Here is a 26,473-nt window from a genome sequence, read left to right as displayed (position 1 = left end):
AGCTTTTTTAATGTGATTAATTTGAATTAAGCACGTGACTTGTATGAACCATCAGTTGTGTTAACGATGATTTCGTCACCATTCTTAACGAAGGCAGGAACGTTAACAACCAGGCCACCTTCCATGGTAGCAGGCTTACCACCGCCATCGATAGTAGCACCCTTGATCATTGGTTCAGTCTTAGCAACCTTCAGGGTAACAGTGGCTGGCAGTTCAACACCAACCAGTTCGGAACCAACGAATTCCAAAGTCAGGTTCATGTTTGGAACCAGGTATGGAACTTCGGTAGCAATTTGGGCCTTGTCGATGTTGTATTGGTCGTACGTTTCGAGGTCCATGAAGACGTAGTTGTCTTCTTCGTTGTAAAGGAATTGAGCGTCCTTCTTATCGATAGTAACGTTTTCAACCTTTTCGGATGGACGCATCGTAGTTTGAACGATCGCACCGTTGCGCACGTTCTTGATCCGCATTTGCATCAAGGTGTTACCTTTACCAGGCTTGTGGTGGTTAATTTCCATAACCTGGAATAACTTGGTGCCTTGCTTAAATACCATGCCCTTCTTCAAATTGATTGTTTGGAGCATCGTAAAACCTCCTCAGAGAAAATAAGATTTTAGTGGTCGAACGGTTTGTATTGACGATCACCTCATAACTTCTAGCATACTATAAATTAAAGATTTGTACAGTATCAAATACTAGTTAATGCTTGAGGGAATGCATTTTCATCGGATCCATCTGTTGTTTGATGGGGCATTTGTAATCGCAGGCTGCACATTTGCCTTTTTTGGCTCGTTTGAATGTTTTGACGAGTTGCCAGGCAGCGAGACCCACAATTAAAATGACGATGACTAGATTTACCAAAATTTTCATCAATAACACCTCACAGGATTAAGCTGCCAAGCTGGAAAATAAGGGTGGCAACTAAGTAAGCGATAATTAAACTAGACGCAACTGAATAGGCGGGCCACTTGTAACTGCCAGTCTCAGCCTTGATTGTACCGATCGTCGCAAAGCATGGTGTGTACAAAAGAATAAATACCAACAGTGCATAAGCTGCAACTGGATTGAAGAAATGGCCGATCGAGGCGATCAATGAAGCTTGACTGGATGTGTGGAACATCACCATCATGCTAGAGGTAATGACCTCTTTGGCGAGGACACCAGTCACGAGGGCACTGATCGGTTGCCAAGTAGTGACACCCATTGGATGGAAAAGCGGCAATAAAGCGTGGCCAATGGCTGCGGCAAAACTGGCGTCGGCGTGGGTAGTGTAACCGTGCATTGAAAAGTCGGTCAAGAACCAAATTAAAACGGTGCCGGCAAAGATGACAGTACCGGCTTTGTGAACAAATCCCTTGCCCTTGTCCCAGGTACCATGCAAGACGATTTCCAATCGCGGCAGGTGGTATTCCGGCAATTCGATGGCGAAGAGCGATTCATGTCGCAAATGAAAAATGATCTGGTAAACTTTGGCAACCAGGAGCGCAACGGCAATCCCAAGAAAATATAAGGAAAGCACAATGACGGCTTGGTGTTTCGGGAAAAAGGCCGCCACAAAGAGACTGTAGATTGGTAAACGGGCCGAACATGACATGAAAGGCTCGATCAGCGTTGTTACTAAACGCTCTTTCGGTTGCTGAATTGTCCGTGCTGCCATAATCCCGGTAACGTTACAGCCAAAGCCGATGATCAACGGGATGAATGACTGACCGCTCAAACCAATCGTTTGCATCAATCGATCGGTCACCAGTGCGGCACGTGCCATGTAGCCAGAGTCCTCCAGAATGGTGATGCAGGCAAAGAGAACGAAAATCTGGGGAATGAAAACCAAGACCCCGCCGACACCCGTGATGATCCCGTTGACGATTAACGAGCGGAGAACAGGGAGAGCACCGACAGAGGTTAGCCAGTGAGAAGTGACTGTGGAGACTGGCCCGGAAATCCAGGCGTCTAAGATGTCTGACAAAGGGGTGCCCACCCAGTCAAAGCTGATTTTAAAAATCAACCAAAAGATGCCAACAAAGACGAGAAGTCCTAAAAGGGGATGGGTGGCAATGCGGTCAATTTTGGCGGTCAGCGAAGGCCGCTTGTTGGAAAGGTTGACCACCAAGCAATCCTTAATTAGTTGCTGGATAAAGTGGAGACGAGTCTCGTATATCTTCTCACTAAATTTCTGCTGGTCAGCTTGCTTAGCATACTCGGTCAGGACGTCCAGATGATGTTTTCCCGCAAACTTACGCACAGCTGTATTGTGGTTAAAAGCCTCGATGATGAGCCAGCGCGTATATGCAGGATCGAGCTGGTACTTCTTCGTCATTTTTGGCAGAAGTATAGCAATTGCCTTTTCAATTTCTTCTGGATAAGTAATTCGGTGAGGGTGCCCCAACCGCTCCTCAGCAGTAATAGCGCTGCGCAACTTATCCACGCCTTCGTGGTTACGGGCGTTGGTGGCGACAACTTTGCATCCCAAGATCTTTCCTAGCTTTTTTGCATCGATATCGTAGCCACTGCGGTGGAGGTCATCGATCATGTTAAGATCCAAGATTAGCGGACACCCGCGTTCGATCAGTTCCATCGTCAATAGGAGATTGCGTTGCAACTGGTTAGCGTTGACCACGTTGAGGATAAGGTCTGGTTCTTCATCTAATAGGTAGTTAGTGACCACCGATTCGTCTTTGGTCAGGGGACTCAGTGAATAGACGCCTGGTAGGTCCACTAATTGTGTATTGCTGTGTTTCAGCTGACCAACTTTCTTTTCAACCGTTACGCCGGTCCAGTTGCCGACATAAGCGTACTGGTCACTGATAAAGTTGAATATGGTGGTTTTCCCGGTATTGGGATTACCGATGAAAGCAACTGTTTTACTCATGATCATCGACCGTGATTGATGCAAAGAGGGGGTAGCGTAAACCAATTCGCTGCCGCTGGTACTCAATTACAACTGGCCCGTGAAAAGGAAACTGACGAACTATGCGTACCGTCACTCCATTATGTAAGCCTAAGTCATGGAGACGCCGGGCAATTGGAATTGCTAGCCGGTCGATATGGTTGATGATTCTGTGTTGACTTGACATATTATCCATTAATATGCACCTCAATATTCCAATAATATATAAGTATTATGACACGAAAAGTATCCGTTATCATAACAAGTGACGATATTCATGCTTTAAAGAGGCAAAATGAATATTCTAAGTTCAAAAAGCATTGGAATATCCGCCCTTACCTCAACTTTTTAGATGATTTTTCTAACTGTTAAGGAAATTTACTTTACAATTGGGGATAAGGCTGGTATATTTAAACATGTTAAAAATATCTGAGGAGGTGTAGGTCGATGTCCGTAAAGATTCGTTTGAAGCGCATGGGTTCAAAGAAGAACCCATTCTACCGGATCGTAGTTGCTGACTCACGTCGCGCTCGTGACGGTCGTTTTATCACTGCTGTTGGTACTTACAATCCACTGACTACCCCAAAGCAAGTTAAGTTTGATGAAGATGCTATTCTTGACTGGCTGAACAAGGGTGCTCAACCATCAGACACGGTTCGCAACATGCTGCAAGCTGCTGGTGTGATGCAAAAGTTCCACGAAGCTAAGTACGCAAAGAAGTAGTGATGAGCATTCATGACTGAAATCAATCCTGAAGCATTGATTAAAACTTTAGTGACGCCACTAATCAAGCACCCCGATGCGGTTAAGGTCAGCTTAGATGACAAGGGTCGTTATCGCCGGTACTACTTATCAGTCGCTCCGAGCGATGTTGGCCGCGTGATTGGCCGACAAGGACATGTGGCTGCTGCGTTGCGAACTATCGTTGAAGGTAGTCGCAATCGTCATGCAAATACTAAAAAAATTCGGTTTAGGATTAAAGATTATCGTCACTAACTGAGGAGGACCGCAGCAAGCATTGGCTTGCCTGCGGTTCTTTTTGTTCATATTAATAAGGAGACACGAATGCAATATTACGAAGTTGGGCGGATTATCAACACTCATGGTATTCACGGCGAAGTCAAAGTGATGGTCATCACGGATTTTGTAGAAGAGCGGTTTGCTGAAGGTTCGCAGTTATCGATTAAATTAGCTGACGGGCAACGCCAGGATGTGATTGTGGAAAGTGCTCGTCCCCAAAAACAGTTTTTGCTGGTTAAGTTTAAAGGCTTGGATAACATTAACGACGTGCTTGCTTTCCATAATTGCGAACTCGAAGTGGCTGGTGACCAACTCAAACCGTTGCCCAAAGGTCAGTATTACTACCACCAGATTATCGGTCTCGATGTGGAAACAGTTGATGGTGAAAAACTAGGTACCATCAAGGAAATTATGCCAACGGGAGCTAACGATGTTTGGGTCGTGGCTCGACCAAAACAAAAGGATTTGCTTTTGCCTAATATTCCCGATGTTGTCAAAAAAGTTGATTTAGATGCCCACAAAGTGACTGTGGAATTGATGGAAGGACTGGAATAAAGCCATGAGAATTGATGTTTTAAGCCTATTTCCTGATATGTTTCAGGCAACCCTTGGTGAATCGATCATTGGCAAGGCGCGTGAAAAGGATCTTCTAGATATAAACGTGACGGATTTCCGCAAGTATACGACTGACAAACATAACCACGTGGATGATGCCCCCTTTGGCGGGGGTGCTGGTATGTTGCTAGAGGCTCAGCCCATTTTTGATGCCTATGATGCAGTGCAAAAATCAGCCCAGGAAGCAGGCTATCAAAAGGGACGTGTCATCTTAATGGACCCTGCTGGTCGTCGCTTTGACCAGGATTACGCTCAAGAACTGTCGCAAGAGGATCACCTGACTTTTATTTGTGGACACTATGAAGGTTATGATGAACGAATTCGTCAGCTTGTCACCGATGAAGCTTCACTTGGCGATTATGTCTTGACGGGTGGCGAATTAGCAGCCATGGTGATGATCGATGCCACGGTGCGCTTCGTTCCCGGTGTCCTCGGCAACCAAGAGTCGTCGATGGATGATTCGTTCACCAATGGCTTACTGGAGTATCCGCAGTATACGCGTCCCGCTAACTTTAGGGGTATGGAAGTCCCACCTGTTTTGACCAGTGGGGATCACGGAAAAGTCCGGCAATGGCGAATGAAGGAGTCACTGCGACGGACTTACCTGCGGCGACCAGATCTTCTGAAGAAAGTCAAACTGACGACGGAACAGAAGCGGATGCTGCAGGATATTAAGATTGATGAGGATCCGGATGCGCCAAAGTAAGGGATGTTACAGGCTAAATGAGTCTGCACGTATAGCTGAAAAACGTCGCAATGCATAGGCTAACGACTAATAAAATTTCTTTTCACAAACCTGCGATGGCGTTGACCATCGTGGGCTTTTTCTTAAGAAATTTTTCGTAAAATGGTATGTTTTAATTCTTTTTATACTTGCATCATAACAAAGTGTTCGATTGCATCAACTGTCCAAGATGTTTTAACAATGTCATAAGATGACAATTCAAAATGAAGTAGCTTTTATAAAATACGTTTCAACTGCTGCAAAATTAGCAGCTATGAAACGCTTTTTTTATACAATTTAGGATTGTGCTAGATCATTGTAGACAGTCTGTGGATTTATGAACAAATTCAGACATTTTTTGACAAGTGTTTACTAGCAGTTCCCGATAAAGCGTTTACATCGGGGGGGGTATGCTAACATGATTATGGTTAGTTTAAACAACCAATTAACTTACATGACATAAAGAGAAGAGTCTCCATAGGGGGGCAAAAGATGATAGATATTTCGAAAACATCTATTACTTTGCGTCTGAATGATGAGTTGTTAGTAGTTGAGGCCTGGGGTGATAACAGCATTCGTGTTAGGGATTATGTTGATCAAAACATGAATGATGAATTTTACCACCCTGACTTGAAACAATTAGATACAAAAGGTGTTGATGTTAGAAAAATAGGTAGTGATGCTGCTGAATTAATTAACGGAAAAATATCTGTGCAGCTTGATCACCGTAATCGACTCACTTTTTATGACAAGCATAAAAAAGTATTGCTAAAGGAATATGTAAGACAAAGGGCTGTTAAACATGATGATGGTAGTGAGGATGCTGGAAAGGTTCAAATCACAAATGATTTTAATTCAACACTGAAGTTAAAACCAAGAGAATTTCACCCTAAAGGTAGTTCCTTCCAGGTAATTCAAAGGTTTGAATCTAACGTGTCTGAGAAGATCTTTGGAATGGGCCAATACCAACAACCATTTTTGAACCAAAAATTTAATGTTTTGGAGCTGGCACAAAGAAATTCTCAAATTTCCATTCCATTTTATATATCTAGTTTAGGTTATGGCTTTCTTTGGAATAATCCGGGTATAGGTAAGGTTGAGTTTGCCAAAAACGTTACACAATGGACTATGAATTCTAGCGATCGCATTGATTACTGGATTACAGCAGGAGATAGTCCGAAAGAGATTACCCAGAGGTACACGGAGTTAGTAGGTCGTCCTCCAGAGATGCCCCCTCAATTGTTAGGACTTTGGCAGAGCAAACTAAGGTATCGAACACAAGATGAAGTTCTTGAAGTAGCAAATAAATATAAGGAGAAGGGAATTACTCCTTCTGTTATTGCTATTGATTATTTCCATTGGCCAGCTCAAGGCGAGTACTGTTTTGATAAAAATTATTGGCCAAACCCGAAACAAATGATATCTACGTTGAAGAAAAAATATCATATTCAACCGATGGTATCAGTATGGCCAACAGTACAAAATGATGCGAGAAACTATAATACTTATTTTGAAAAAGGATATTTAGTCAAAATTAACCGTGGCATATCAATGACCATGCAAATACAGGGGAATACAGTATTTGTTGATATGACCAATCCTAAAGCCCGTAAGTATGTATGGTCACTTTTACAAAATAATTATGCAAAAAATGGCATCGATTACTACTGGCTAGATGTCGCTGAACCTGGCTATTCAGTGTACGACTTTGATAATTATCGTTATTACGGAGGAACTGTTGAAGAAATAGGTAATCTGTATCCTAATGAATATCTTCGAATGGTATATGAAGGGCGCAAACAACTTGATTCTTCCAATCCTGTAGTGACATTGGTAAGAGGTGCTTGGATTGGAGCACAAAAATATGGTGCACTTGTCTGGTCTGGAGACATAGATTCAAGTTTTAGAGCACTGAGAAATCAAGTTAATACAGGATTGAATGTTGGAATCGCGGGTATTCCTTGGTGGACAACTGATATTGGTGGCTTTCATGGTGGAGTACCTACAGACAAAAACTTTAGGGAACTCTTGCTACGTTGGTTTGAGTACGCAACGTTTTCACCGATTTTGCGACTTCATGGAGACAGACAGCCACATAGTAAACCATTATCGCATAAGGGTGGCGGTTCAATGGTTACAGGAGCTCCTAACGAAATATGGTCCTATGGTAAAACTGTCGAAAATATATTGATTAAGTTTTTACACGTCCGTGAAAGTCTTAGACCATATTTAGAAAGATTAATGAATGAAGCTCATTTATATGGATTTCCAATAATGAGGCCACTATTTTATGAATTTCCGAAAGACTCCAAATCTTGGAGTGTTGATAATACTTATATGTTAGGTAGTGATGTATTAGTTGCTCCAATAATTTACCAAGGACAGACGAGTAGAAATGTTTACCTGCCTAAAGGAACTACTTGGCTGAATCCTTACACTCATGAGACGTTCAATGGCGGTATTAATGTAGATGTAAAGGCCAATATTGATCAGATTCCGGTGTTTATTAAAAGCAATAGTTCGTTTGATTTTTCTCAATTAGAGACTGCTCTTACAGAAAAGAGGAAATAATATGCATCCACAAGTATGGCAAATAATGATAATCATTTTATATGGATTCTTTATTAATTATGAAAAGAATTCCACAATGTTTGGTACGTATCAACCTGTTACTGCTGGATTCATTACTGGTTTAGTTCTTGGCGATATTCCAACGGGACTATACATTGGTGGTACTTTGCAACTGATGTCACTTGGGATCAGTAACTTTGGTGGTGCTTCCATTCCTGACTATCAAACAGCAAGTATAGTAGCTACTTTTATTACGATCACTACTGGGCAAAAGGCTGCTACAGGTATTGCTATCGGGATCCCAGTTGCATTACTAATGGTAGAATTTGATGTTCTTCGTAATACAATCGGAATTTGGATGGTAGATCATTCTGAAGCTGAAGCAAAGAAGGGTAATTATAAGACCATTAGTCGTATGCAAATGTTTGGTGTATTCCTCACCTGTTTAACAACTGGTTTACCTGTTGCCTTATCAGTAATTTTTGGTCCTACACTGGTCAAGGGTATTTTAAGTGTTACACCTAAGTGGTTAACTGGTGGTTTAACGGTTGCAGGTGGATTATTGCCAGCTGTAGGTATTGCTTTACTGTTACGCTATCTACCAGCCAAAGAATACTTCAGTTATTTAATTCTCGGGTTTGTCATGGCAGTTTACTTAAAAGTTTCATTATTAGGTGTTGCTTTAGTAGGATTTGCTATTGCATTAATTGTCTTTAAGCGAAATCAAAAGAATATGAATAGTGGCAACGGAAGTAATATGTCTGAAGGGATGATGGAAGATGAATAAAGAGGGATCTTTACAAATGAAGAGTGGTAAAGCAGGAAAACGTGTTTTATGGCGTTGGATCTTTACAAGTTCAGTTTCATCTAACTATGAAAAAATGCAAGCGCTAGCATATTGCTATGCTATGTTGCCATTTTTGAAAGTTATATATAAGGACCAGCCTGATAAGCTTAAAGCTTCAGTCATTAATCATCTTCAATTTTTTAATACAAATCCTTGGTTAGCTCCATATATTCTGGGAATTAATGTCGCAATGGAAGAAAATCCAAGTGAAGATACAAATGAAGCTGTTACTTCTATTAAGACTGGTCTTATGGGGCCACTCGCTGGGATTGGCGATAGTTTATTTGTTGTAATTCCTTGGACTATTTTCGGTGCAATTGCTGCTAACCTAGCCATTAAAGGGAATCCAGCAGGTATTTTCCTTTGGATCGCTGTTAGTGTTGCCTTGAAACTTGTTAGTTTTCCATTGTTCCGTGCAGGTTATGTATCAGGAACTAAATTAGTAGAAACTCTACAAAGTAGTTTGAAATTAGTGACGGAAAGTTCATCAATTCTTGGTCTTATGGTGGTTGGAGCCTTAATTCCTACTGTGGTAAAAGCACATATTGCATTAGCTTTCCATCAAGGCAATTTTACGATGAAGGGTTCAACTATACTAAATCAAATTATGCCAGGCATGATCCCTGCTCTACTTGTATTTGGTGTTTATGTTGCCCTTAAAAAGAATGTGAAACCTATCTGGTTGATTTTAATTGTTATGGTTCTTTCAATTGTCCTTTACGCTTGTGGCATTTTGAAATAACTGAGAAAGAAGTGACATTTATGCAAATGGATGGTATTAACAATATAAGAATTGATGATCGATTAATTCATGGACAGGTTGCCACTATGTGGACTAATAAATTGGGTGTTACACGTTTGATGGTTGTAAATGACCAAGTTGCTAATAATAAAATCCAAAAGGATATGTTAAGAATGGCAACGCCAGCGGGTGTTGCATCTTCAATTATTACCACTGAAAAAGCCTTAACTAATATTGGTAATTCAAAGTATAAAGGACAAAATGTGTTATTAATTGTCAAATCTCCAACTGACTTATTGCCATTTCTTAATAAAGGTTTTGATTTTCCTACTATTAATGTTGGTAATATGTCTCATCGTCCAGGAACTAAAGTTCTTAAGCCAAATATTAGTGTCACACCCGATGAAAGTGCTGCCTTTAGAAAATTACTTGATGCCGGCATTGAAATAACTACGGTAATGACACCAGATGATAAGACAACTTATTTGAAAGACATTTTATAAGATGGTGATAACACAATGGTAAAAGTAGTTCTAATGAGCCATGGCGGGTTGGCTTCAGCAATGCTAAAATCTGCTCAGATGATTGCAGGAGATGCGGCAAACTTTTATACAGTTGATATGATGCCAGATGATGGTATCGAAGGAACAAAAAAGAAGTTAGACAATGTATTAAATAAAATCAAACCTACAGAAAAAGTATTATTGTTAACAGATCTGTATGGCGGAACGCCTTGCAATGTTGCTGTTCTTGAAGCTTCAAAAAACAAAAATATTGAAGTTGTGAGTGGATTAAATTTGCCAATGGTGATTGAATGTGCTTTGTCTAAAGCTAATGATGGACTAGCAAAACATCTTTCTGAAATAGGTAAACAGTCGATTAAGTTAGTTGATACTCATGTTGTTTTAAATTCTGAAGACGAATAAGTTTCAAACTAAATTAATTCCAAATCCAATTTTAAACAATTTATGATTAGTTCAGAATGGTCTGATATCATTCTGAACTTTTTGTTATTTAACAGACTGCAATAAACCAGTTGAACAGATTTAAATTGTCAGATGTTTTAAAAAGGTTGGACAGTTAGAGGTCTACAGTTGATTTGAACTAGTAGATCATACCTAATATCTTCCATAACTTTAAGAATATTATTCAGTGAATGTTATTAATTACGTGAGGATAACTTATCTTGTGTATAGACAGAAACATCCCCGTCAATCGTTGTGATCGGCAAGGATATTTTCTTAGTTAGACTGGTGTAAATATGAGAACTACAGTCGTAAGTATTTCCACAGGCGGGGAAAGTATAAAACTTGCTAAAAAAAGCTGATTATTAGATTCTATAACATCAATTTAGCCCCACAATTATGATTGAATTTTGCCCAAAAGATTATTTCTGTTGGTTCTAAAACACAATTTTAATATATAATTCTAGGCCAATCCATGGTAGCATTTGAATGCTTAATGAGCTCAAGACACTGCAAGCGGTTTAATTCAACTTAACAAAATGTCGATTTACTGACCATTGATTGTGCCAACTTTAGTCATGGTAAAGTTATAAGTATCATCAACGCTACCATCGTCATTATAGCCGATAGCTTTACCACTTAGCTTTTTTGGTGACACTTCCTTGCATTTCAGTTTTATGAATAGCTCTTTTTTATGTGGAGTTACCTCATACATCGACATTATATTCTTTTGGATAGAGTAAGTCATTTTCTCCTTATTATCAGGACTATAATGTTTCTCATTATATTTAATAACACCTTCTTGCTCTACAGTTTTTAAGTCCTTTTTGGAGTTATGTTTCGGCATAATCCATTGCCCATGCTCAAAGGCTAAATAAATATAATCATCTTCATTGTTGTCAGTGATTTTATAGATCGATCCAGGCAAAACATGATTCAGTGAGTGATCGTTACGATATTTAACTCCACCGAAGATAGCAATTAAGCAAATAACAACTAATCCTACTATCAGGTAGCGGTTATTTATTTTGAATTTACTGAATTTGTCAGACAGTTTGGCATTCGTTGTCGTACTACTAGCGGTGCCAACTTTAGCCCCACAATTAGAGCAGAATTTTGCCCCTGGAGTTAATTTAGCTCCACAGTGTGTACAGAATTTTTGGTTCATTATCAACTTTCTCCTCTCAATTTAAAGATGCAGGTATTTTTACTAGAAAAAATATTATTCAACAAGCATAAAGTAATGCTTGTACTTGCCTTATTTCTACTTCACTGTGCCAATTTTGATTGCTTTGAAATAGACGGTAGGGTATGAATCATCCCCAGCTACGTCCCAACTTAAAGGACCTTTTTCAGTGCCTTGTAATTCATTTTTAGATACTTTAGTGAAGTGAAATTGGCCTGTGGCATCAGGTTCACGATTTTTGAGTCGCCAATCCTTCATTGTTACTGTTTTCTTGGTATCATCAATTGTATATTTGGATTTACCAATGCCACTATCAACATTGTTTAATAATTTATCAAATCGGCTTTGGGACATTGTTTTAGCTTGCTTTTTGGTTAACCAAAAATTATAATTACCGTTTCGATCAACTGCCAAATAGGCAGTTCCTCTTTGACCTCGTGAATTATGTCCTACATATTTATAAACAGAACCGGGCATTACGTTTGATAATTTAGAATAATGCATTCGATAACCTACACCAATTAGACACAGTAAAATTAAACCCAAGCTTATAGATAAGAAAATACGTTTCTCTCTAGTGTTTAATTGGTCAACGAAGCCCTTTATTACTGCACTTTCTGCCTTGGATTCTGTAGCACTAACTTTAACCCCGCAATTAGGACAGAACTTGGCCCCTGGAGTTAATTTGCCTCCGCAATTTGGACAATACATACTCAATCCCCCAAAGATAAAATTTTGGCAGCGCCATTATATCAAACCATCCCAGTGTTTGTTGTTCTGAATGGTCATTATATGCACTGATAGAAATTATTTAGGACTGAACTTAAAAATCTTCAAGCTGCCGTTCTTTAATTGCTAGATGCTCATTGAATTAACTACAGTACCATATAGAATGATGATAATTTCACATAAGAAAAGCAGGGAGATTGCAAATGGGATTTGCAAATTCAGCAATTCCTTAGTTGGTTATCTTCTGAAGAAGTTACTGATTACACTTAATTGGATTATGTTTTATCAATACAACTTGTATTTTTTTCTTTAAGCTTAAAAGTGAAGACTAACATAGTAGTATTATCAGTGCGGTAAGTAAATTTGCTTGACAGAAGCCTTGTTTGCTAGCCTGACTTATGTTATATTTATTTGTGGCTGTTTATTAGCCAGAGTAACGATATTCCGCTGTTCAGGATGGGCATGAATGTCGGTGAAAGGATTAGATATTATGCGTCAAAACCAATTTATGGAAAAGATTACTGCCAGCCAACTTCGGGACGACATTCCTGACTTCCGTGCTGGTGACACTGTTCGTGTTCACGCCCTGATTGTTGAAGGCAAGCGCGAACGTGTTCAAATGTTCGAAGGTGTCGTTGTTAAGCGCCACGGTTACGGGATCAGTGCTACTTACACTGTTCGTAAGATCAGTAACGGTGTTGGTGTTGAACGGACTTTCCCATTGCACTCACCACGTGTTGAAAAGATCGATGTCCTTCGTCATGGTAAGGTACGTCGTGCAAAGCTGTTCTACCTGCGTAAGCGGACTGGTAAGTCTGCACGTATCGCTGAAAAGCGTCGCGATGCACAGGCTAACGACTAATATAATTTCTTTTCAAAAACCCGCGATGGCTTTGACCGTCGTGGGCTTTTTCTTTTGGAGGCGGATGCTTTCATGAGCAGAATGCTCAAAATTATTTCGTGGCTTTGCTGGTGCTTGTTGTCATTCTGCTTGACGATGGCTTTGTTAATCGCTGTTCCGCAGTGGCGTCAATTACAGCAGCGTGGTCACTTTGCCGAGCACGATCCCAGACCTGCTAAGCAGATTGGCGGATTAACCCAACAGCAGTATCAGCGCTTAGCTCAAATTAATTTCACCAGTGGTCATAGTGCCATCTACCAGGTTCATGGTGGTAAGTCGACTCTTAACCCGAAATCCTGGCAACGCGATCAAGTGCTTTACCAAAAAATGGATTCACTGGGAAGAACCTCTTCTTCGACTGTTGCCATGCTTAATTGGCACAACCACGCTAATACGGCATTGCGGATTCAGCAGCAGACGGATCCTTCAGGCTGGCACGATAATCGCAATCAACGAATGGTGTATAACCGTGGCCACCTGATTGCTTATTCACTAACTGGCGGCATCGATCCTCAAACTGGGCAGTATAACGGCCGCCAAGCACGTGGCGACCAGGATAATCCCCGCAATCTCTTTACCGAAACAGACTTCACCAATCAAGTCCTACAGACAATTTACGAAGCCAAGGTTCGCCATGCCATCGAGGGTCACCAACGTGTGATTTATCAAGCTACTCCCATCTTTCGTGGCAATGAGCGGATGGCACGTGGCATTAACCTGCAGGCAATTTCGACGGATGGCAGCCTAAATTTCAATGTGTACCTATTAAATGTCGAACCGGGCACCACATTCGACTATTCCGATGGTTCGAGCTGGCCAGATGATCATGTCAGCGTTCTCGTTCCTCTCGATAGCGAAGATCAAGACGACCAGGGGGAAGGACAAGATAATACGATCAAAGTGACAGGGGCATATCGCTGGCCAGCTGCTAATCAACCGCGGACTTACGTCAGGGTCGCACCTGCTACTCCAGCAAAAGGCCAATGATTCCGCTTTTGTCACTAAAGTGGGGTATAATGAATACGTTGTAAGAAATTAAGAAACGAGGGAGACAATAATGGCTTCAATTAGCGATACCTACTTAAACTTTGCTGATGGTCACAAGATTCCACAAGAGGGATTTGGCACCTACAAAGTTACTGATCCGAGTGAAATGTCCACTGCTATTAAGACGGCTTATGAAACTGGCTACCGTCTTTTTGACACCGCTCAGATGTACAATAATGAAGAAATGATTGGCCAGGCACTGAAGAACTTAAATGTGCCACGTGACAAGTACTTCGTAACAACGAAGATTGCCGAAGCCAACCAGGGCTACCAACCAGCGATCGATTCACTGAAGGACTCCTTGAAACGCCTTGATATGGACTACGTCGATCTGATCTTGGTTCACTGGCCAGTCCACAACAAGTTCTTTGACACTTGGCGCGCCTTTGAAGAGTTAAAGAAGGAAGGGCTCACTAAGTCCATTGGGGTTTCCAACTACACGATGGCTCATCTTGAATTGCTGAAGACTCAGGCAGATGAAATGCCTGTCCTGGACCAAATTGAATTGACTCCACAACTTCAGCAAGCACCGATGCGTCAGTTCGGCAAGGACAACGGTATTGTTATTCAGGCCTGGGCACCATTGGCTCGTGGCCAGATGATGAAGAACCCAGTTCTGATGAAGATTGCTGAAAACCATGATAAGACTGTGGCCCAAGTCATTCTGCGCTGGCAGCTGCAGGTTGGCAACTCCTTCATTCCAAAGTCAGTTCATGCTTCACGGATCAAGCAAAATGCTGATATTTTCGACTTTGAATTGACTGCCGATGAAATGTCGCAAATTTCAACCCTGGATCACTACAAGCGGGTTAGTCAGGAACCAGAACTGGTTTACGAAAATGATAAACAATATCCGCACCACTTCAAAGATTAATTAAAATAACATTAGAAAGAGCGACGCTTTAGGAATTAAATTTCCAGCGCCGCTTTTTATATTGCCTATTGACGCATCCTTAGCCTCTTGTTAGAATATACTCATGTAATTTTAATATATCGTTCATTCATGTCATTTTGATGAACAGAGGGGGATTTCTAATATGAGTTTATGGAAAACCATGACCCGCAAAGAAGACCCGAGCGTTTACCAGGATAAAGATAGTCACCTGGTTCGATCACTCCGCGTTCGTGATTTCCTTGGTTTGGGTGTTGGTACTATTGTTTCTGCATCAATTTTCACGATGCCTGGTGAAGTTGCCGCTATGCACACTGGTCCAGCCGTTGCAATTTCTTACTTGCTGGCTGCCGTTGTCGCTGGTTTGGTTGCCTTTGCTTACGCTGAAATGGCTGCAGCGATGCCGTTTGCCGGTTCAGCCTATTCTTGGATTAACGTCATTTTTGGTGAATTTTTCGGTTGGATTGCCGGTTGGGCATTACTGGCTGAATACTTTATTGCTTTAGCCTTCGTTGCATCAGGGCTGTCATCTAACTTCCGGGCTTTAATTGCTCCGCTAGGTTGGAAACTGCCTGCTTCTTTATCAAACGCCTTCGGAACCCAAAACGGGGTCATTGACCTGGTTGCCGTGGTTGTTCTGCTCTTTGTTGCGTTCATGATCAGTCGTGGTGTTTCCGATGCAGCCCGGGTTGAAAACATCTTGGTTGTGCTGAAGGTTGCTGCGATCCTCCTCTTCATCGTTGTTGGCTTAACCGCTGTTAAGGCGCACAACTACGTACCTTTCATTCCAAAGTACAAGATGACTTCTAATGGTGCCTTTGGTGGCTGGCAAGGGGTCTACGCCGGTGTCTCAATGCTGTTCCTAGCTTACATCGGTTTTGATTCCATTGCTGCAAACTCAGCCGAAGCTATCAACCCACAGAAGACGATGCCGCGTGGGATTCTTGGCTCACTGGTTATTGCCGTTGTTCTTTTCGTTTCTACATCACTGGTCCTTGTTGGGCTGATGCCATACCACAAGTACTTAAACAGTGCTGAACCTGTTGGTCTGGCACTGCGGACGGCAGGGCACCCAATGGTTGCGACCGTTGTTCAAACCATTGCCGTTATCGGGATGTTAACCGCCCTCATCGGGATGATGTTAGCTGGATCTCGTCTGATCTACTCATTCGGTCGTGACGGCATGTTGCCACGTTTCTTAGGCAAATTGGATAAGGAACGCCGGCCAAACAACGCTTTGCTGGCATTGATGATCGTTACGGTTATTATCAGTGCGATGTTCCCATTCGCCTTCTTGTCACAACTGGTTTCAGCTGGTACTCTGATTGCCTTCATGTTCGTTTCCGTCGGGATTTACGCCCTGCGTCAACGTGAAGGTAAGGACATCAGCAAGCCGGCCTTCAAGATGCCATTCTACCCAGTGATGCCAGCACTTGGCTTCATCGCCGCGCTGGTTGTCTTCATCGGTTTGGATTCAGCTGCTAAGCTCTATGCCGGTGCATGGTTCTTGATCGGTGTTGTGATCTACTTCATCTATGGCATTCGTCATTCTGCTTTGCAGAAGAAGCAAAACAAGTAAATAAATCAAAGATGTCACCGATTCACTTCGGTGGCATTTTTTTGTAAAATTATCTTGAGGAGTGATTCGCATGGGTAAAGATCTATTAAAGCGCATTGGAGCAAAGCTTCATGCTGCCTTCATGTCTTATCTCAGTATCTTTGCTGGTGAAGACCGATTTATCCGTCATCCTAAGGAGAAAGGCGAGGCCGTAATTAAAGAACAGCAGCGCTATGGCAATGACGACGGTTACAAAAAATAAGAAATATCCGGGAAACCGGGTATTTTTTCTTTTAACCATTTTAAATTGCGTTATAATTAGATCGTATTCTTATATACGTTTGGAATATTAATAAATCTGGAATATTCCAAATCAACTGGATAATAGGACATTGGAGGAATAATCTTATGGCAAAGCTAGAAGTCAAAGACTTACACGTCGCGGTTACTGATGAAGAAAAGCACCAGACAAAAGAAATTTTGAAGGGTGTTAACCTGACAATGCATACGGGAGAAATTCACGCGATCATGGGTCCTAATGGGACTGGTAAGTCGACGCTGTCGCAAACGATTATGGGCAATCCAAATTACCACATCACTCAGGGGGACATTCTTTTGGATGGTCAAAGCCTAAAGGGAATGCCAGTCGATGAGCGTGCGCGTCGCGGACTTTTCTTAGCTATGCAATATCCTTCGGAAATTCAGGGGGTCACCAACGCAGAATTCCTGCGCGCCGCTATTAATGCCCGTCGTCCTAAGGATAACCAAATTTCCGTAATGGACTTCATCAAGGAATTGAACAAGAATTTGGAATTGCTCGATATGAGCGATGAAATGACGGAACGCTACCTGAACGAAGGGTTCTCTGGTGGTGAAAAGAAGCGTAACGAAATTTTGCAGTTATTGATGATCAAGCCATCATTTGCCATTCTTGATGAAATCGACTCCGGTTTGGACATCGATGCTCTGAAGGTTGTTGCTAAGGGTGTTAACTCCATGCGGGGCGACAATTTTGGCTCCTTGATCATTACACACTACCAACGCCTGCTGAACTACATTATTCCTGACACGGTTCATGTAATGATGGATGGCCGTCTGGTTGCCCAGGGCGGTCCTGAATTAGCTAAGAAGCTGGAAAAGGAAGGCTACGCTGGATTGCGTGACGAACTCGGCCTCAAGGTCAAGCTGACTGATGATGAGGACTAGGGGGTTCAACTATGACGGTAGATATTGATAAATTAACGGCGCAAATTCAGGCAGCCGCTAAGGATGTTGGTGAATCAACTGAATTTACGCAAAAACGCCTGGCTGCTTTACAAGAAATGAACCAGTTGGCTATGCCTCGCATGCAGGAATTTTCATATAAAGGCTGGCCAATTATGCCAGAGGACGACAAATTGCAACTGGCTTTTCCCAGTGCCAGTGAAGAGGCTATTCAGGCCGCTAAGCAGGATCAACCCGAAAAACCATATTTCATGGGTTTCGCCGGCAACCAATTAGTGGTTAAGGACCATGATGACCAGTTAAAAGAAAAGGGTGTTTTCTGTGGCAGTTTTGCGGAAGCAGAAAAAACCCAGCCAAAGATTCTGGACAAGTACTTCATGTCCGTTATTAAGGCCGATGAAGACCGTCTTACTGCTTATCATGCTGCCTTTGTCAATGGTGGTGCCCTGATTTACGTGCCGCGCGGTGTCACAGTTGACAAGCCAATTGAAGTTAGCCTGGTCCAAGACAGCACGGTGGATAATCAGCCAATGGTTTCCCACTTGCTGATTGTGGCTGCTCCGGGTTCCAAGTTCTCCGTCATGCAACATTTGATGACGGTCGGCGACAAGGCCAATAGTGCCAACTTGATGGTTGAAGTGGTCGCCCAGGAAGATTCTGAGGTACACTTCTCAGCTCTGGATGAATTGTCTGCTAAGACGACCACGTATCATAGTCGACGCGCTCACCTCGATGCTCACGCCAACGTTGAATGGGCCGTGGGCTTGATGAACGACGGTAATACCCTTGGTGATCTAGACTCAGAATTGCTGGGCGAGGGTTCCAAAGCCGATTCTAAACTGATTGCTGTAACTGAAGATAACCAACACGTCGGCATCAATAACCGGGTTACCAACCGTGGCTTGCACACGACTGGTCTCATCAATCAACGTGGGGTTGTCCTCGACAGTTCACAACTGATCTTCAACGGGATTGGCCAGATTGTCCACGGCGCCCACGGTTCAAATGCAGAACAGCAAAACCGCCTGTTGATGATGGGTAAAGATGCACGTGGTGATGCCAACCCAATTCTCTTAATCGATGAAAATGACGTGGATGCCGGGCACGCGGCTAGTGTGGGCCAGGTCGATGAAAACCAGATGTACTACCTGCTGAGTCGTGGTGTGCCAGAGCCGATTGCCCAACGAATGGTTATCCGCGGTTTCCTGAGTGCTGTCTTGACTGTCATGCCGACGGAAGAATTAAAGGACAAGATGTTGGATATTTTGGAAAGGAAGCTGGGACATGACTGAGTTCGATGATGTACGGGCTGATTTCCCGATTCTCGATCAGAAGGTTAATGGTGAACGGTTAGCCTATCTTGACAATGCGGCTACGGCGCAACGCCCACAACCCGTTCTGGACGAACTAATCCGTTTTTATCAAAACGATAACGCCAATGTTCACCGGGGCGTGCATACACTGGCCAACCGGGCAACAAGCGAATATGAAGATGCTCGGCGCAAGGTCCAGCACTTTATTAATGCCAGTCAGCCCGAAGAAGTTATTTTCACTAAGGGAACGACGGATGGGCTGAACCTGGTTTGCTCCACTTATGGTGAAGAACATATCCATGCTGGCGATGAGATCGTCGTTTCGATTGCGGAACACCACAGTAACCTCGTGCCGTGGCAACAACTCGCTATCAAAAAGCACGCAACACTGAAGTTCATCGAATTGACCAAAGATGGTCAGTTGGACATGGAAGACGCTAAGAAGAAGATTACGGATAAAACGAAGATCGTCTCCGTAACCCATGCTTCTAATGTTCTCGGCATTATCACGCCATTGAAAGAATTAGCTGCTTTGGCTCATGAACACGGGGCTATCTTTATCGGTGACGGTGCCCAGGCAGCCCCACACCTGAAGGTCGATGTTCAAGACCTCGATGTTGATTTTTACGCCTTTTCTGGTCATAAGATGATGAGCCCGATGGGAATCGGTGTCCTGTATGGCAAACGCAAATTGCTTGATGAAATGGAACCTTACCAGTATGGTGGTGAAATGATCAGCGATGTCAGCCGGGAACGGACGATTTTTGCTGAACCACCGTACAAGTTCGAAGCGGGGACGCAAAATGTTGCTGGTGCGATTGGCTTAGGCAAGGCCATCGATTATCTCAATAAGTTGGGGATGGACAAGGTTCAAGCCCATGAACAGAAGATCATCGATTACCTGCTGCCAAAGTTGGAGGCGATTGATCACGTTACCGTTTATGGCCCCCAGGACCCGGCTAAGCATAGCGGCGTGGTTGCCTTTAACCTTGATGGTTTGCATCCGCATGACTTGGCTACTGCTCTGGATATGGATGGGGTGGCCGTTCGTGCCGGTCACCACTGTGCAGAACCGTTGATGAAAGACTTAGGAGTTACTGCTACTGCTCGAGCTAGTTTCTATCTCTACAACAACATGGAAGATGCGGACCAGCTCTTGGATTCGATTAAAGACGCAAAGGAGTTCTTCAAAATTGGCACTGTCAAAACTAAATAATTTGTACCGGGCAGTGATTTTGGATGCTGCCCAAAACCCGCACCATAAGGGCGAGATTGAGGGGGCAACCAACCAAATGACCCTCCATAATCCGACCTGTGGTGATACCGTTAATCTTCAGCTGAAAGTAGATTCGCAAGACAAGATTGCGGACGTAGGCTTTACGGGTGATGGTTGCACGATTTCACAAGCTTCAGCTAGTATGATGTCTGATGCAGTTCTGGGCAAGAGCAAGGAAGAAGCTTTGGAAATGGCCAAGATCTTTTCTGACGAAGCCATTGGCAAGAAGCACTCATCAGATGAACTGGCTAAATTAGGGGATGCCCAAGCATTAACCAGCATTATGCAATTCCCGGCCCGGATCAAATGCGCCACGCTTTCGTGGTGGGCATTGACCCGTGCTCTGGAAAAAGATGCTGACGATGATAATGCTGACAGCAGTCAGGCAAAGGAGTAGAGATATGAGCGAAAAAGCATCAGATATTGTTAAAGATAAAGATTACGAATATGGCTTCCACGATGATGTTAAGCCTGAATACTCAACCGGTCGTGGACTGACAGAGAAAACCGTCCGTGAAATTTCCGCTGCTAAGCATGAACCAAAGTGGATGCTGGACTTTCGTCTCAAGTCCTACCAGATATACAAGAAGATGCCGATGCCAAAGTTTGGCCCGGATCTGTCAGACCTTGATTTAAAGGATATGCTTTATTTCCAGCGGATGACGGACAAGAAATACCGTGACTGGAAAGATGTGCCTGAAGATCTGAAGAAGACTTTTGACCGTCTGGGGGTTCCCCAAGCCGAACGGAAGTACCTGGCTGGTTCATCAGCTCAATATGAATCTGAAGTTGTCTACCACAACATGAAGCAGCAGTTTGACAAGCTGGGCATTATCTTCACTGATACTGACACGGCATTGAAGAAGTACCCGAAGCTCTTTAAGAAATGGTTTGGCAAACTGGTGCACCCAACGGACAACAAGTTTGCGGCTTTAAACGGGGCTGTTTGGTCCGGTGGTTCTTTCATTTATGTCCCTAAGGGCGTGAAGTGCAAGACTCCAATTCAATCGTACTTCCGTTTGAACGCCGAAAATTCCGGGCAATTTGAGCGGACTTTAATCATCGTCGATGAAGGGGCTAGTGTCGACTACGTTGAGGGTTGCACGGCACCGAACTACTCCAGTGATTCGCTGCACGCGGCTGTCGTTGAAGTAAATGTCGAAAAGAATGCCTATTGCCGGTACACGACAATCCAAAACTGGTCCGACAACGTTTACAGTCTGGAAACTAAACGGGCGGCTGCCCAGGAAAACGCCACGATGGAATGGGTCGACGGTAACCTTGGTTCAAAGGTCACTATGAAGTACCCAAGTGTTTACCTTGATGGCAAGAATGCTCGGGGAACGATGCTGTCAATTGCTGTCGCTTCTAATGGCATTCACCAGGATTCTGGTGCCCGGATGATTCACAATGCACCAAACACGAGTAGTTCAATTGTATCCAAGTCGATCGCTAAGAGTGGCGGCTCAACCGACTACCGTGGTCAGGTTCGTTTCACCGAGAAGGCGGATGGTTCCAAGGCCCACGTTGAATGTGATACGATCATTATGGATGATAAGTCGAGTTCAGACACGATTCCGTACAATGAAGTTAATAACTCTAATGTTGCCATGGAACATGAAGCACGTGTTTCCAAGATTTCTGAAGAGAAACTTTATTACCTGATGAGTCGTGGGATTTCCGAAGAAAAGGCTACCCAGATGATTGTCATGGGCTTTGTTGAACCATTTACCAAGAAATTACCGATGGAATACGCCGTTGAACTCAACCGGCTGATTAGTTTTGAAATGGAAGGATCCATTGGCTAAGGAGGCAAGATAATGGCTGAAGAAAAAAAGTCTGACGAAAAAGCGAAGAAAATTGATAACGGCATGCTTGAAGATAAGGTCGAAGATGCACTGGAACAAGTGATTGACCCAGAACTTGGGATTGACCTGGTTAACCTAGGCTTGATCTACGGCATCGATGTCGAAGACGATGGTGTTTGTACCGTTACGATGACGCTAACGACGATGGGCTGCCCAATTGGTGATCTGCTGGATCAAGCGATTAAACGAGCAGTCAAGAGCGTTGATGGTGTGACTGACTGTAAGATCAACTTGGTTTGGGAACCAGCTTGGAGCATTGACCGGATGTCCAAGTTTGCCAAGATTTCTTTAGGAATTCATATGTGAGGGGTGGTCGCGATGATCGACACAAAAAAGTTCGTCGACCGCCGCAAAGAACTCGGTCTTTCACAAGTTAAGCTTTGTCAGGGGATTTGCACCCAATCAACTCTCAGTAAATTTGAGAATAACGATCAAATCCCTTCTGTGGGCATTTTGAGTCAACTGTGCGATCGTCTCGGAATGAGTATCGACAGTCTTGAAAATGGCAAGGCTAATCCAACTAATCCTAACAGGCAAGTCTTTGATGAAGTTGTCCAGGCGTTGAATACAGAAAAGTACCCAGCTGCTTTAAAACTTTTGGAGCAGATTAATCCTGATCAACTAACTAACGATGAGGCGCGAGCTAATTACTGCGGTTTACGTGCCTTAGCCTTGGCGATGACGAATCAGTCCTGGTCTGACGTTCTAGTGGCGAGCGCCAAAGTGCTGGACCAGTATGATGAAGATCATGAAAAAGCCAGTTCATACTTAGCCTACATTGCTTTAGGCATTTGCCTTTCGCGAAAAGCTGGTACTGAGGGAGCTTGCTTTTTCTATGGCAAGGTCAGCGGTGAGCTGAAGCGCTACCTAACGCACTCACTACGTAATCTTTCACCAATGGAATATGGTTTGATTCAACTATTGACACTGGCGATGGCAGAATTTGCTAATGCTCGCCAGAATTACAAAGAGAGTGATCAATGGCTATCGCAATTAGTCACTCTGTGCAGTGATCGCAATACGACAACGTGCATGCCACGGGCTAAGTTACTGGCAGCCAAGAACGCGATTGCTGAAGGTCAGCGTTCATGGCAGGTGCGCGAGTTACTACAAGATGCGATTGCATTCGCACGACTAAACCATAATTCGACGGTCGAAGTGCAAGCGGCGGCACTGATGAAGAATCCGGTGCCACAAGCGATTCAGGATGAAAAGAAAGGTTAGTTAATTTTTCAGGCGAATAAAAAACGGGCAGTGGAGAAAATCCATTGTCCGTTTTCTTTATGTGATGAAATTTTATAGGTCATTGACCACGACGTAAGTCATGTCCAGTGGGCCGTGAACACCAACAACCAGTACCATTTCAATGTCACCTGAGTTGGAAGGGCCGGTGATGAAGTTGATGTTGGAAGTCTTCAATTTGCCAGATTTGATATCAGCATCGTAATGGTCCATCGCTTGGGTAGAACGAGGAACGATATGGCTCTTAGGAATAATACTTAAGTAGTGTTGTGGCAAGAAGTTGAAGGCTCGCCCCTGACCTGGAGTTGTGGCAACAGTAATTGTGCCTGATTCTGCTAAGAGGTAGTCAGCAAAACCGATTGCAGCATCGGCTTGTTCAGCACGATCGAGATTTTCAGCGCGGGTTGCACCTGGTTCCCACAACATTGCCTTGGATTGGTGGTCGTTAAACCAGTTGGCTAAGTCGAAATTTGACCACTTGTCACTAGTTGGCAGGAGTAGGTGTTGAGCGTTCTTAGCGTCCAAGAAGCGATTTAAAACATCTGCTAAACCAGCCTTATCAGTGGTACGAAAATCCACGTGGACAGCTGAACTGTTCTTTTCGGCGATATCTAACAATTCATCTTGACTGTGACCTGCTAAGGTTGTGTGTGGCAGATCATTAATTGGTTTAAAGGGATGATCTTTTAATTGGTGACGAGGCCGGCCGGATTTTTTAGCCAAATGATTTAAGAAGGCTTCGCGATTGGCTTTTCCCATTTCTAATTTTTCCATCTTGATGTCCTCCTTACTTCAATGGTTGCGGATGAGCAACGGCCTTGACAGGCTTGTGGTGCTTGAACCATGTACGGAAGTTCTTGTGCTTCTTAGAAACATTTGGCAAGTCACGCAAGTCGGTCCAGCCCAGCATCAGCTTTGGCAGAGGAGGGTTGACCTTGCCGACACGTCCTTGTTGATACAAGAAACCGGAAACGGTGTTTGCTGGTTTCTTAGTGGTCAAGACGTTCATGCCAACATGACCGAAACGCAAGACGGACTTGAAGAGGAATGGTGAACCGGTACCCACGCCGATGATCTTCATAATCTGGTTGGTGAAGGTGTGATCAGTGTGAATCTTATCCATCATAATTCTCCGGTGTTCGATCAGGAGATGGTGCAAAGGAATTTTAACAGGGCAAGTTTCCGTGCAGGCAGCACAAAGACTGGATGCAAATGGCAAGTCGCCAAACTTTTCGTAGCCATCCAGGATTGGAGAAAGGACCGCACCGATTGGGCCTGGGTAAATCGATCCGTAACCATGACCACCGATATGACGGTAAATTGGGCAGACGTTCAAGCAGGCACCACAACGGATACACTGCAGAACTGGTTCAAAGACGGTTCCCAGAGCCTTGGAACGACCGTTGTCAACGATAACAACGTAGAAGTCATCAGGGCCATCGCTTTCATCATCTTGCTTCTTCCCACAGAAGGTGCAGTAAGAGGTTAACTTTTGGCCAACGGCAGAACGTGAAAGCATGTTGTCGAGCGTTTCGGCTTCTTTCAGTGATGGGACGATCCGTTCCATCCCCATTACGACAACCTGAGTCTTAGGAATGGCCATACATAAGTCAGCGTTACCTTCGTTGGTAACCAGGTTGATCATCCCGCTGTCAGCAATGGCAAAGTTACAACCAGTAATGCCCAGGTCAGCGTGGATAAACTTGTTACGCAGGTACTTCCGCGCAAACTTAGCCATCGTGCTTGGGTCATTGTCGCCTTCGTAGCCTAGTTTCTGGAAGATCTTTTGAATCTGCGTCCGGTTTTTATGCAGGGTAGGGAAGACGATGTGGGTTGGTTCATCCCAGTTGTCTTCCTGCAGGATAAATTCAGCCAGGTCGGTTTCCATTAAGGAGACACCAGGAATACTCAGCAACTGTTTGTTCAAGCCAATTTCAGCGGTGACCATTGACTTGGACTTAACAATGTTTTTGGCTTTCTTTTCGACAGCCACCTGACGAATGAAAGCAGCCGCTTCCTTGTCGTCTTTAGCGAAAAAGACGTGCCCGCCTTGTTTTTCGACGTTATCAGCGAATTCTTCCAGATAGTCCGGCAGATAGCGCACGGTTTCCTTCCGAATCTGTTCACCGAGTTCACGCCACTGCTGCCAGTGGCCGAGTTCTGCCCGGGCATCTTCACGCTTGATTAATTGTGCGTCTTGGGCCTTCGCAACAGAGCCCTGCATAAATTTATCCTTTTTGGCTTCCTCGACACGTTCAAGGAAGGGTTTTTCAGTAGTTTCTAGTCCCATTCTGATTCCTCCCTTAAATAGTAGCTTTGTCTACGTCTTTGACGAACTTAATCCGTGACGGATCTACGTTGTGGTTAAGAACGTTGGCTAGGTGCATCACGTTCATCTTGATGCCACGGCGGTTCATCCGGCCACCGATGTTCATCAGACAAGCGGGGTCACAGCTAATCAGCGTTTTGGCACCGGTGCTGACGATACTGTCGACTTTTTCGTCGACCATTGGTTGAGACAGTGCTGGTTCCTTTGCAGAGAACATCCCACCAAAGCCACAGCACTTTTCAACATGTGGCAATGGCTTGAGATCCAAACCTTTGACGTGCTTCAAAAGGATGTATGGTGTTTCCCGTTCGCCTAATAACCGCGTCATGTGGCAGGAACGGTGATATGTAGCAACCGTATCCAGTTCAGCACCAGCATCGACAACCCCAAGTACGCGGTAAAGGAATTGGGAAAATTCGTATGACTTATTAGCCAATTCCTTAGCCTTTTGTGCATATTCTGGGTCATCTTTTAACATAAACTGATACTCATGCAGCATGGCGACACAAGAACCAGCAGGGCCCACGATATAATCGG

General features: G+C 43.6%; 30 protein-coding genes. 21 read left to right on the top strand and 9 right to left on the bottom strand.

Going from position 1 to position 26,473, the window contains the following annotated elements; all coding sequences use genetic code 11:
* Positions 1 to 26: 26 nt before the first annotated feature.
* From efp to AB3114_RS04875, 4 genes are all read right to left on the bottom strand, one after another.
* Positions 27 to 584 (bottom strand): elongation factor P, encoded by a 558-nt coding sequence (efp, locus tag AB3114_RS04890; protein ID WP_367342146.1) that lies wholly within the window; start codon positions 582 to 584, stop codon positions 27 to 29.
* A 115-nt stretch (positions 585 to 699) separates the two neighbouring features.
* A complete protein-coding gene (locus tag AB3114_RS04885) occupies positions 700 to 870 on the bottom strand; it encodes a FeoB-associated Cys-rich membrane protein (RefSeq protein ID WP_367342145.1) in 171 nt (56 codons plus the stop codon).
* Between the two features lie 10 nt (positions 871 to 880).
* Complete coding sequence (feoB, locus tag AB3114_RS04880; protein ID WP_367342144.1) at positions 881 to 2,869, bottom strand: ferrous iron transport protein B; 1,989 nt, start codon at positions 2,867 to 2,869, stop codon at positions 881 to 883.
* The gene (locus tag AB3114_RS04875; protein ID WP_367342143.1) at positions 2,862 to 3,083 is read right to left on the bottom strand and encodes a ferrous iron transport protein A; all 222 of its coding nucleotides are present in this window, start codon (positions 3,081 to 3,083) and stop codon (positions 2,862 to 2,864) included. The genes feoB and AB3114_RS04875 overlap by 8 nt, the downstream gene beginning before the upstream one ends.
* A gap of 251 nt (positions 3,084 to 3,334) precedes the next feature.
* Here AB3114_RS04875 and rpsP point away from each other — a divergent pair, with 251 nt between their 5' ends.
* From rpsP to AB3114_RS04830, 9 genes are all read left to right on the top strand, one after another.
* Entirely contained in the window at positions 3,335 to 3,610 is a 276-nt protein-coding gene (gene rpsP, locus AB3114_RS04870) for a 30S ribosomal protein S16 (protein WP_283584340.1), read from the top strand.
* A gap of 12 nt (positions 3,611 to 3,622) precedes the next feature.
* Complete coding sequence (locus AB3114_RS04865) at positions 3,623 to 3,883, top strand: KH domain-containing protein (protein ID WP_367342142.1); 261 nt, start codon at positions 3,623 to 3,625, stop codon at positions 3,881 to 3,883.
* A 69-nt stretch (positions 3,884 to 3,952) separates the two neighbouring features.
* On the top strand, positions 3,953 to 4,462 hold the full coding sequence (gene rimM, locus AB3114_RS04860; RefSeq protein WP_367342141.1) for a ribosome maturation factor RimM: 510 nt from the start codon (positions 3,953 to 3,955) through the stop codon (positions 4,460 to 4,462).
* A 4-nt stretch (positions 4,463 to 4,466) separates the two neighbouring features.
* Positions 4,467 to 5,228: a tRNA (guanosine(37)-N1)-methyltransferase TrmD gene (trmD, locus tag AB3114_RS04855; protein WP_367342140.1), complete on the top strand. Its 762-nt coding sequence runs from the start codon at positions 4,467 to 4,469 to the stop codon at positions 5,226 to 5,228.
* Positions 5,229 to 5,738: 510 nt separating this feature from the next.
* Entirely contained in the window at positions 5,739 to 7,817 is a 2,079-nt protein-coding gene (locus tag AB3114_RS04850) for a TIM-barrel domain-containing protein (protein WP_367342139.1), read from the top strand.
* 1 nt (position 7,818) lies between these two features.
* Positions 7,819 to 8,604 (top strand): PTS mannose/fructose/sorbose/N-acetylgalactosamine transporter subunit IIC, encoded by a 786-nt coding sequence (locus AB3114_RS04845; protein WP_367342138.1) that lies wholly within the window; start codon positions 7,819 to 7,821, stop codon positions 8,602 to 8,604.
* The gene (locus AB3114_RS04840) at positions 8,597 to 9,406 is read left to right on the top strand and encodes a PTS system mannose/fructose/sorbose family transporter subunit IID (RefSeq protein WP_367342137.1); all 810 of its coding nucleotides are present in this window, start codon (positions 8,597 to 8,599) and stop codon (positions 9,404 to 9,406) included. The genes AB3114_RS04845 and AB3114_RS04840 overlap by 8 nt, the downstream gene beginning before the upstream one ends.
* 20 nt (positions 9,407 to 9,426) lie before the next feature.
* Entirely contained in the window at positions 9,427 to 9,909 is a 483-nt protein-coding gene (locus AB3114_RS04835; protein ID WP_367342136.1) for a PTS sugar transporter subunit IIB, read from the top strand.
* Between the two features lie 15 nt (positions 9,910 to 9,924).
* Positions 9,925 to 10,332, top strand: coding sequence for a PTS sugar transporter subunit IIA (locus AB3114_RS04830; RefSeq protein ID WP_367342135.1), 408 nt, complete (start codon positions 9,925 to 9,927; stop codon positions 10,330 to 10,332).
* A 586-nt stretch (positions 10,333 to 10,918) separates the two neighbouring features.
* On the opposite strand, the gene AB3114_RS04825 is transcribed toward AB3114_RS04830, so the two are convergent.
* Both AB3114_RS04825 and AB3114_RS04820 read right to left on the bottom strand, forming a co-directional pair.
* Positions 10,919 to 11,539, bottom strand: coding sequence for a zinc-ribbon domain-containing protein (locus AB3114_RS04825; RefSeq protein WP_367342134.1), 621 nt, complete (start codon positions 11,537 to 11,539; stop codon positions 10,919 to 10,921).
* Between the two features lie 96 nt (positions 11,540 to 11,635).
* Positions 11,636 to 12,268: a zinc-ribbon domain-containing protein gene (locus tag AB3114_RS04820; protein ID WP_367342133.1), complete on the bottom strand. Its 633-nt coding sequence runs from the start codon at positions 12,266 to 12,268 to the stop codon at positions 11,636 to 11,638.
* Between the two features lie 508 nt (positions 12,269 to 12,776).
* Here AB3114_RS04820 and rplS point away from each other — a divergent pair.
* From rplS to AB3114_RS04760, 12 genes are all read left to right on the top strand, one after another.
* The gene (gene rplS, locus AB3114_RS04815) at positions 12,777 to 13,148 is read left to right on the top strand and encodes a 50S ribosomal protein L19 (protein WP_367342324.1); all 372 of its coding nucleotides are present in this window, start codon (positions 12,777 to 12,779) and stop codon (positions 13,146 to 13,148) included.
* 72 nt (positions 13,149 to 13,220) lie between these two features.
* The gene (locus AB3114_RS04810; RefSeq protein WP_367342132.1) at positions 13,221 to 14,174 is read left to right on the top strand and encodes a DNA/RNA non-specific endonuclease; all 954 of its coding nucleotides are present in this window, start codon (positions 13,221 to 13,223) and stop codon (positions 14,172 to 14,174) included.
* Positions 14,175 to 14,244: 70 nt separating this feature from the next.
* Entirely contained in the window at positions 14,245 to 15,108 is an 864-nt protein-coding gene (locus AB3114_RS04805; RefSeq protein ID WP_367342131.1) for an aldo/keto reductase, read from the top strand.
* A gap of 163 nt (positions 15,109 to 15,271) precedes the next feature.
* Positions 15,272 to 16,705, top strand: a complete 1,434-nt coding sequence (locus tag AB3114_RS04800; RefSeq protein ID WP_367342130.1) for an APC family permease — start codon at positions 15,272 to 15,274, stop codon at positions 16,703 to 16,705.
* A 70-nt stretch (positions 16,706 to 16,775) separates the two neighbouring features.
* Positions 16,776 to 16,946, top strand: a complete 171-nt coding sequence (locus AB3114_RS04795) for a hypothetical protein (RefSeq protein WP_367342129.1) — start codon at positions 16,776 to 16,778, stop codon at positions 16,944 to 16,946.
* Positions 16,947 to 17,092: 146 nt separating this feature from the next.
* Positions 17,093 to 17,890 carry a Fe-S cluster assembly ATPase SufC gene (gene sufC / locus AB3114_RS04790; protein ID WP_367342128.1) on the top strand — a complete coding sequence of 266 codons (798 nt, stop codon included), beginning with the start codon at positions 17,093 to 17,095 and terminating at the stop codon, positions 17,888 to 17,890.
* An 11-nt stretch (positions 17,891 to 17,901) separates the two neighbouring features.
* Positions 17,902 to 19,200, top strand: a complete 1,299-nt coding sequence (gene sufD / locus AB3114_RS04785) for a Fe-S cluster assembly protein SufD (RefSeq protein ID WP_367342127.1) — start codon at positions 17,902 to 17,904, stop codon at positions 19,198 to 19,200.
* Positions 19,193 to 20,437 carry an aminotransferase class V-fold PLP-dependent enzyme gene (locus AB3114_RS04780; RefSeq protein WP_367342126.1) on the top strand — a complete coding sequence of 415 codons (1,245 nt, stop codon included), beginning with the start codon at positions 19,193 to 19,195 and terminating at the stop codon, positions 20,435 to 20,437. The genes sufD and AB3114_RS04780 overlap by 8 nt, the downstream gene beginning before the upstream one ends.
* A complete protein-coding gene (gene sufU / locus AB3114_RS04775; protein WP_367342125.1) occupies positions 20,415 to 20,894 on the top strand; it encodes a Fe-S cluster assembly sulfur transfer protein SufU in 480 nt (159 codons plus the stop codon). Before AB3114_RS04780 ends, sufU begins: the two co-directional genes overlap by 23 nt.
* A gap of 4 nt (positions 20,895 to 20,898) precedes the next feature.
* Entirely contained in the window at positions 20,899 to 22,305 is a 1,407-nt protein-coding gene (sufB, locus tag AB3114_RS04770) for a Fe-S cluster assembly protein SufB (RefSeq protein ID WP_367342124.1), read from the top strand.
* Positions 22,306 to 22,368: 63 nt separating this feature from the next.
* Positions 22,369 to 22,671: a metal-sulfur cluster assembly factor gene (locus AB3114_RS04765; RefSeq protein ID WP_367342323.1), complete on the top strand. Its 303-nt coding sequence runs from the start codon at positions 22,369 to 22,371 to the stop codon at positions 22,669 to 22,671.
* Positions 22,672 to 22,683: 12 nt separating this feature from the next.
* Positions 22,684 to 23,589, top strand: a complete 906-nt coding sequence (locus tag AB3114_RS04760) for a helix-turn-helix domain-containing protein (RefSeq protein ID WP_367342123.1) — start codon at positions 22,684 to 22,686, stop codon at positions 23,587 to 23,589.
* A gap of 72 nt (positions 23,590 to 23,661) precedes the next feature.
* Here the strand turns inward: AB3114_RS04760 and AB3114_RS04755 are convergent, their stop codons facing one another.
* The 3 genes from AB3114_RS04755 to AB3114_RS04745 all read right to left on the bottom strand — a co-directional run.
* A complete protein-coding gene (locus tag AB3114_RS04755) occupies positions 23,662 to 24,366 on the bottom strand; it encodes a lactate utilization protein C (protein WP_367342322.1) in 705 nt (234 codons plus the stop codon).
* 28 nt (positions 24,367 to 24,394) lie between these two features.
* Positions 24,395 to 25,897 carry a LutB/LldF family L-lactate oxidation iron-sulfur protein gene (locus AB3114_RS04750; protein WP_367342122.1) on the bottom strand — a complete coding sequence of 501 codons (1,503 nt, stop codon included), beginning with the start codon at positions 25,895 to 25,897 and terminating at the stop codon, positions 24,395 to 24,397.
* A gap of 13 nt (positions 25,898 to 25,910) precedes the next feature.
* Positions 25,911 to 26,473 (bottom strand): heterodisulfide reductase-related iron-sulfur binding cluster (locus tag AB3114_RS04745; protein ID WP_367342121.1); only part of this gene is annotated, 563 nt, incomplete at its 5' end.

The sequence above is a fragment of the Limosilactobacillus sp. genome, assembly GCF_040772465.1.
Taxonomy (GTDB): domain Bacteria; phylum Bacillota; class Bacilli; order Lactobacillales; family Lactobacillaceae; genus Limosilactobacillus.
This window is presented reverse-complemented; position numbering and strand designations above follow the sequence as displayed.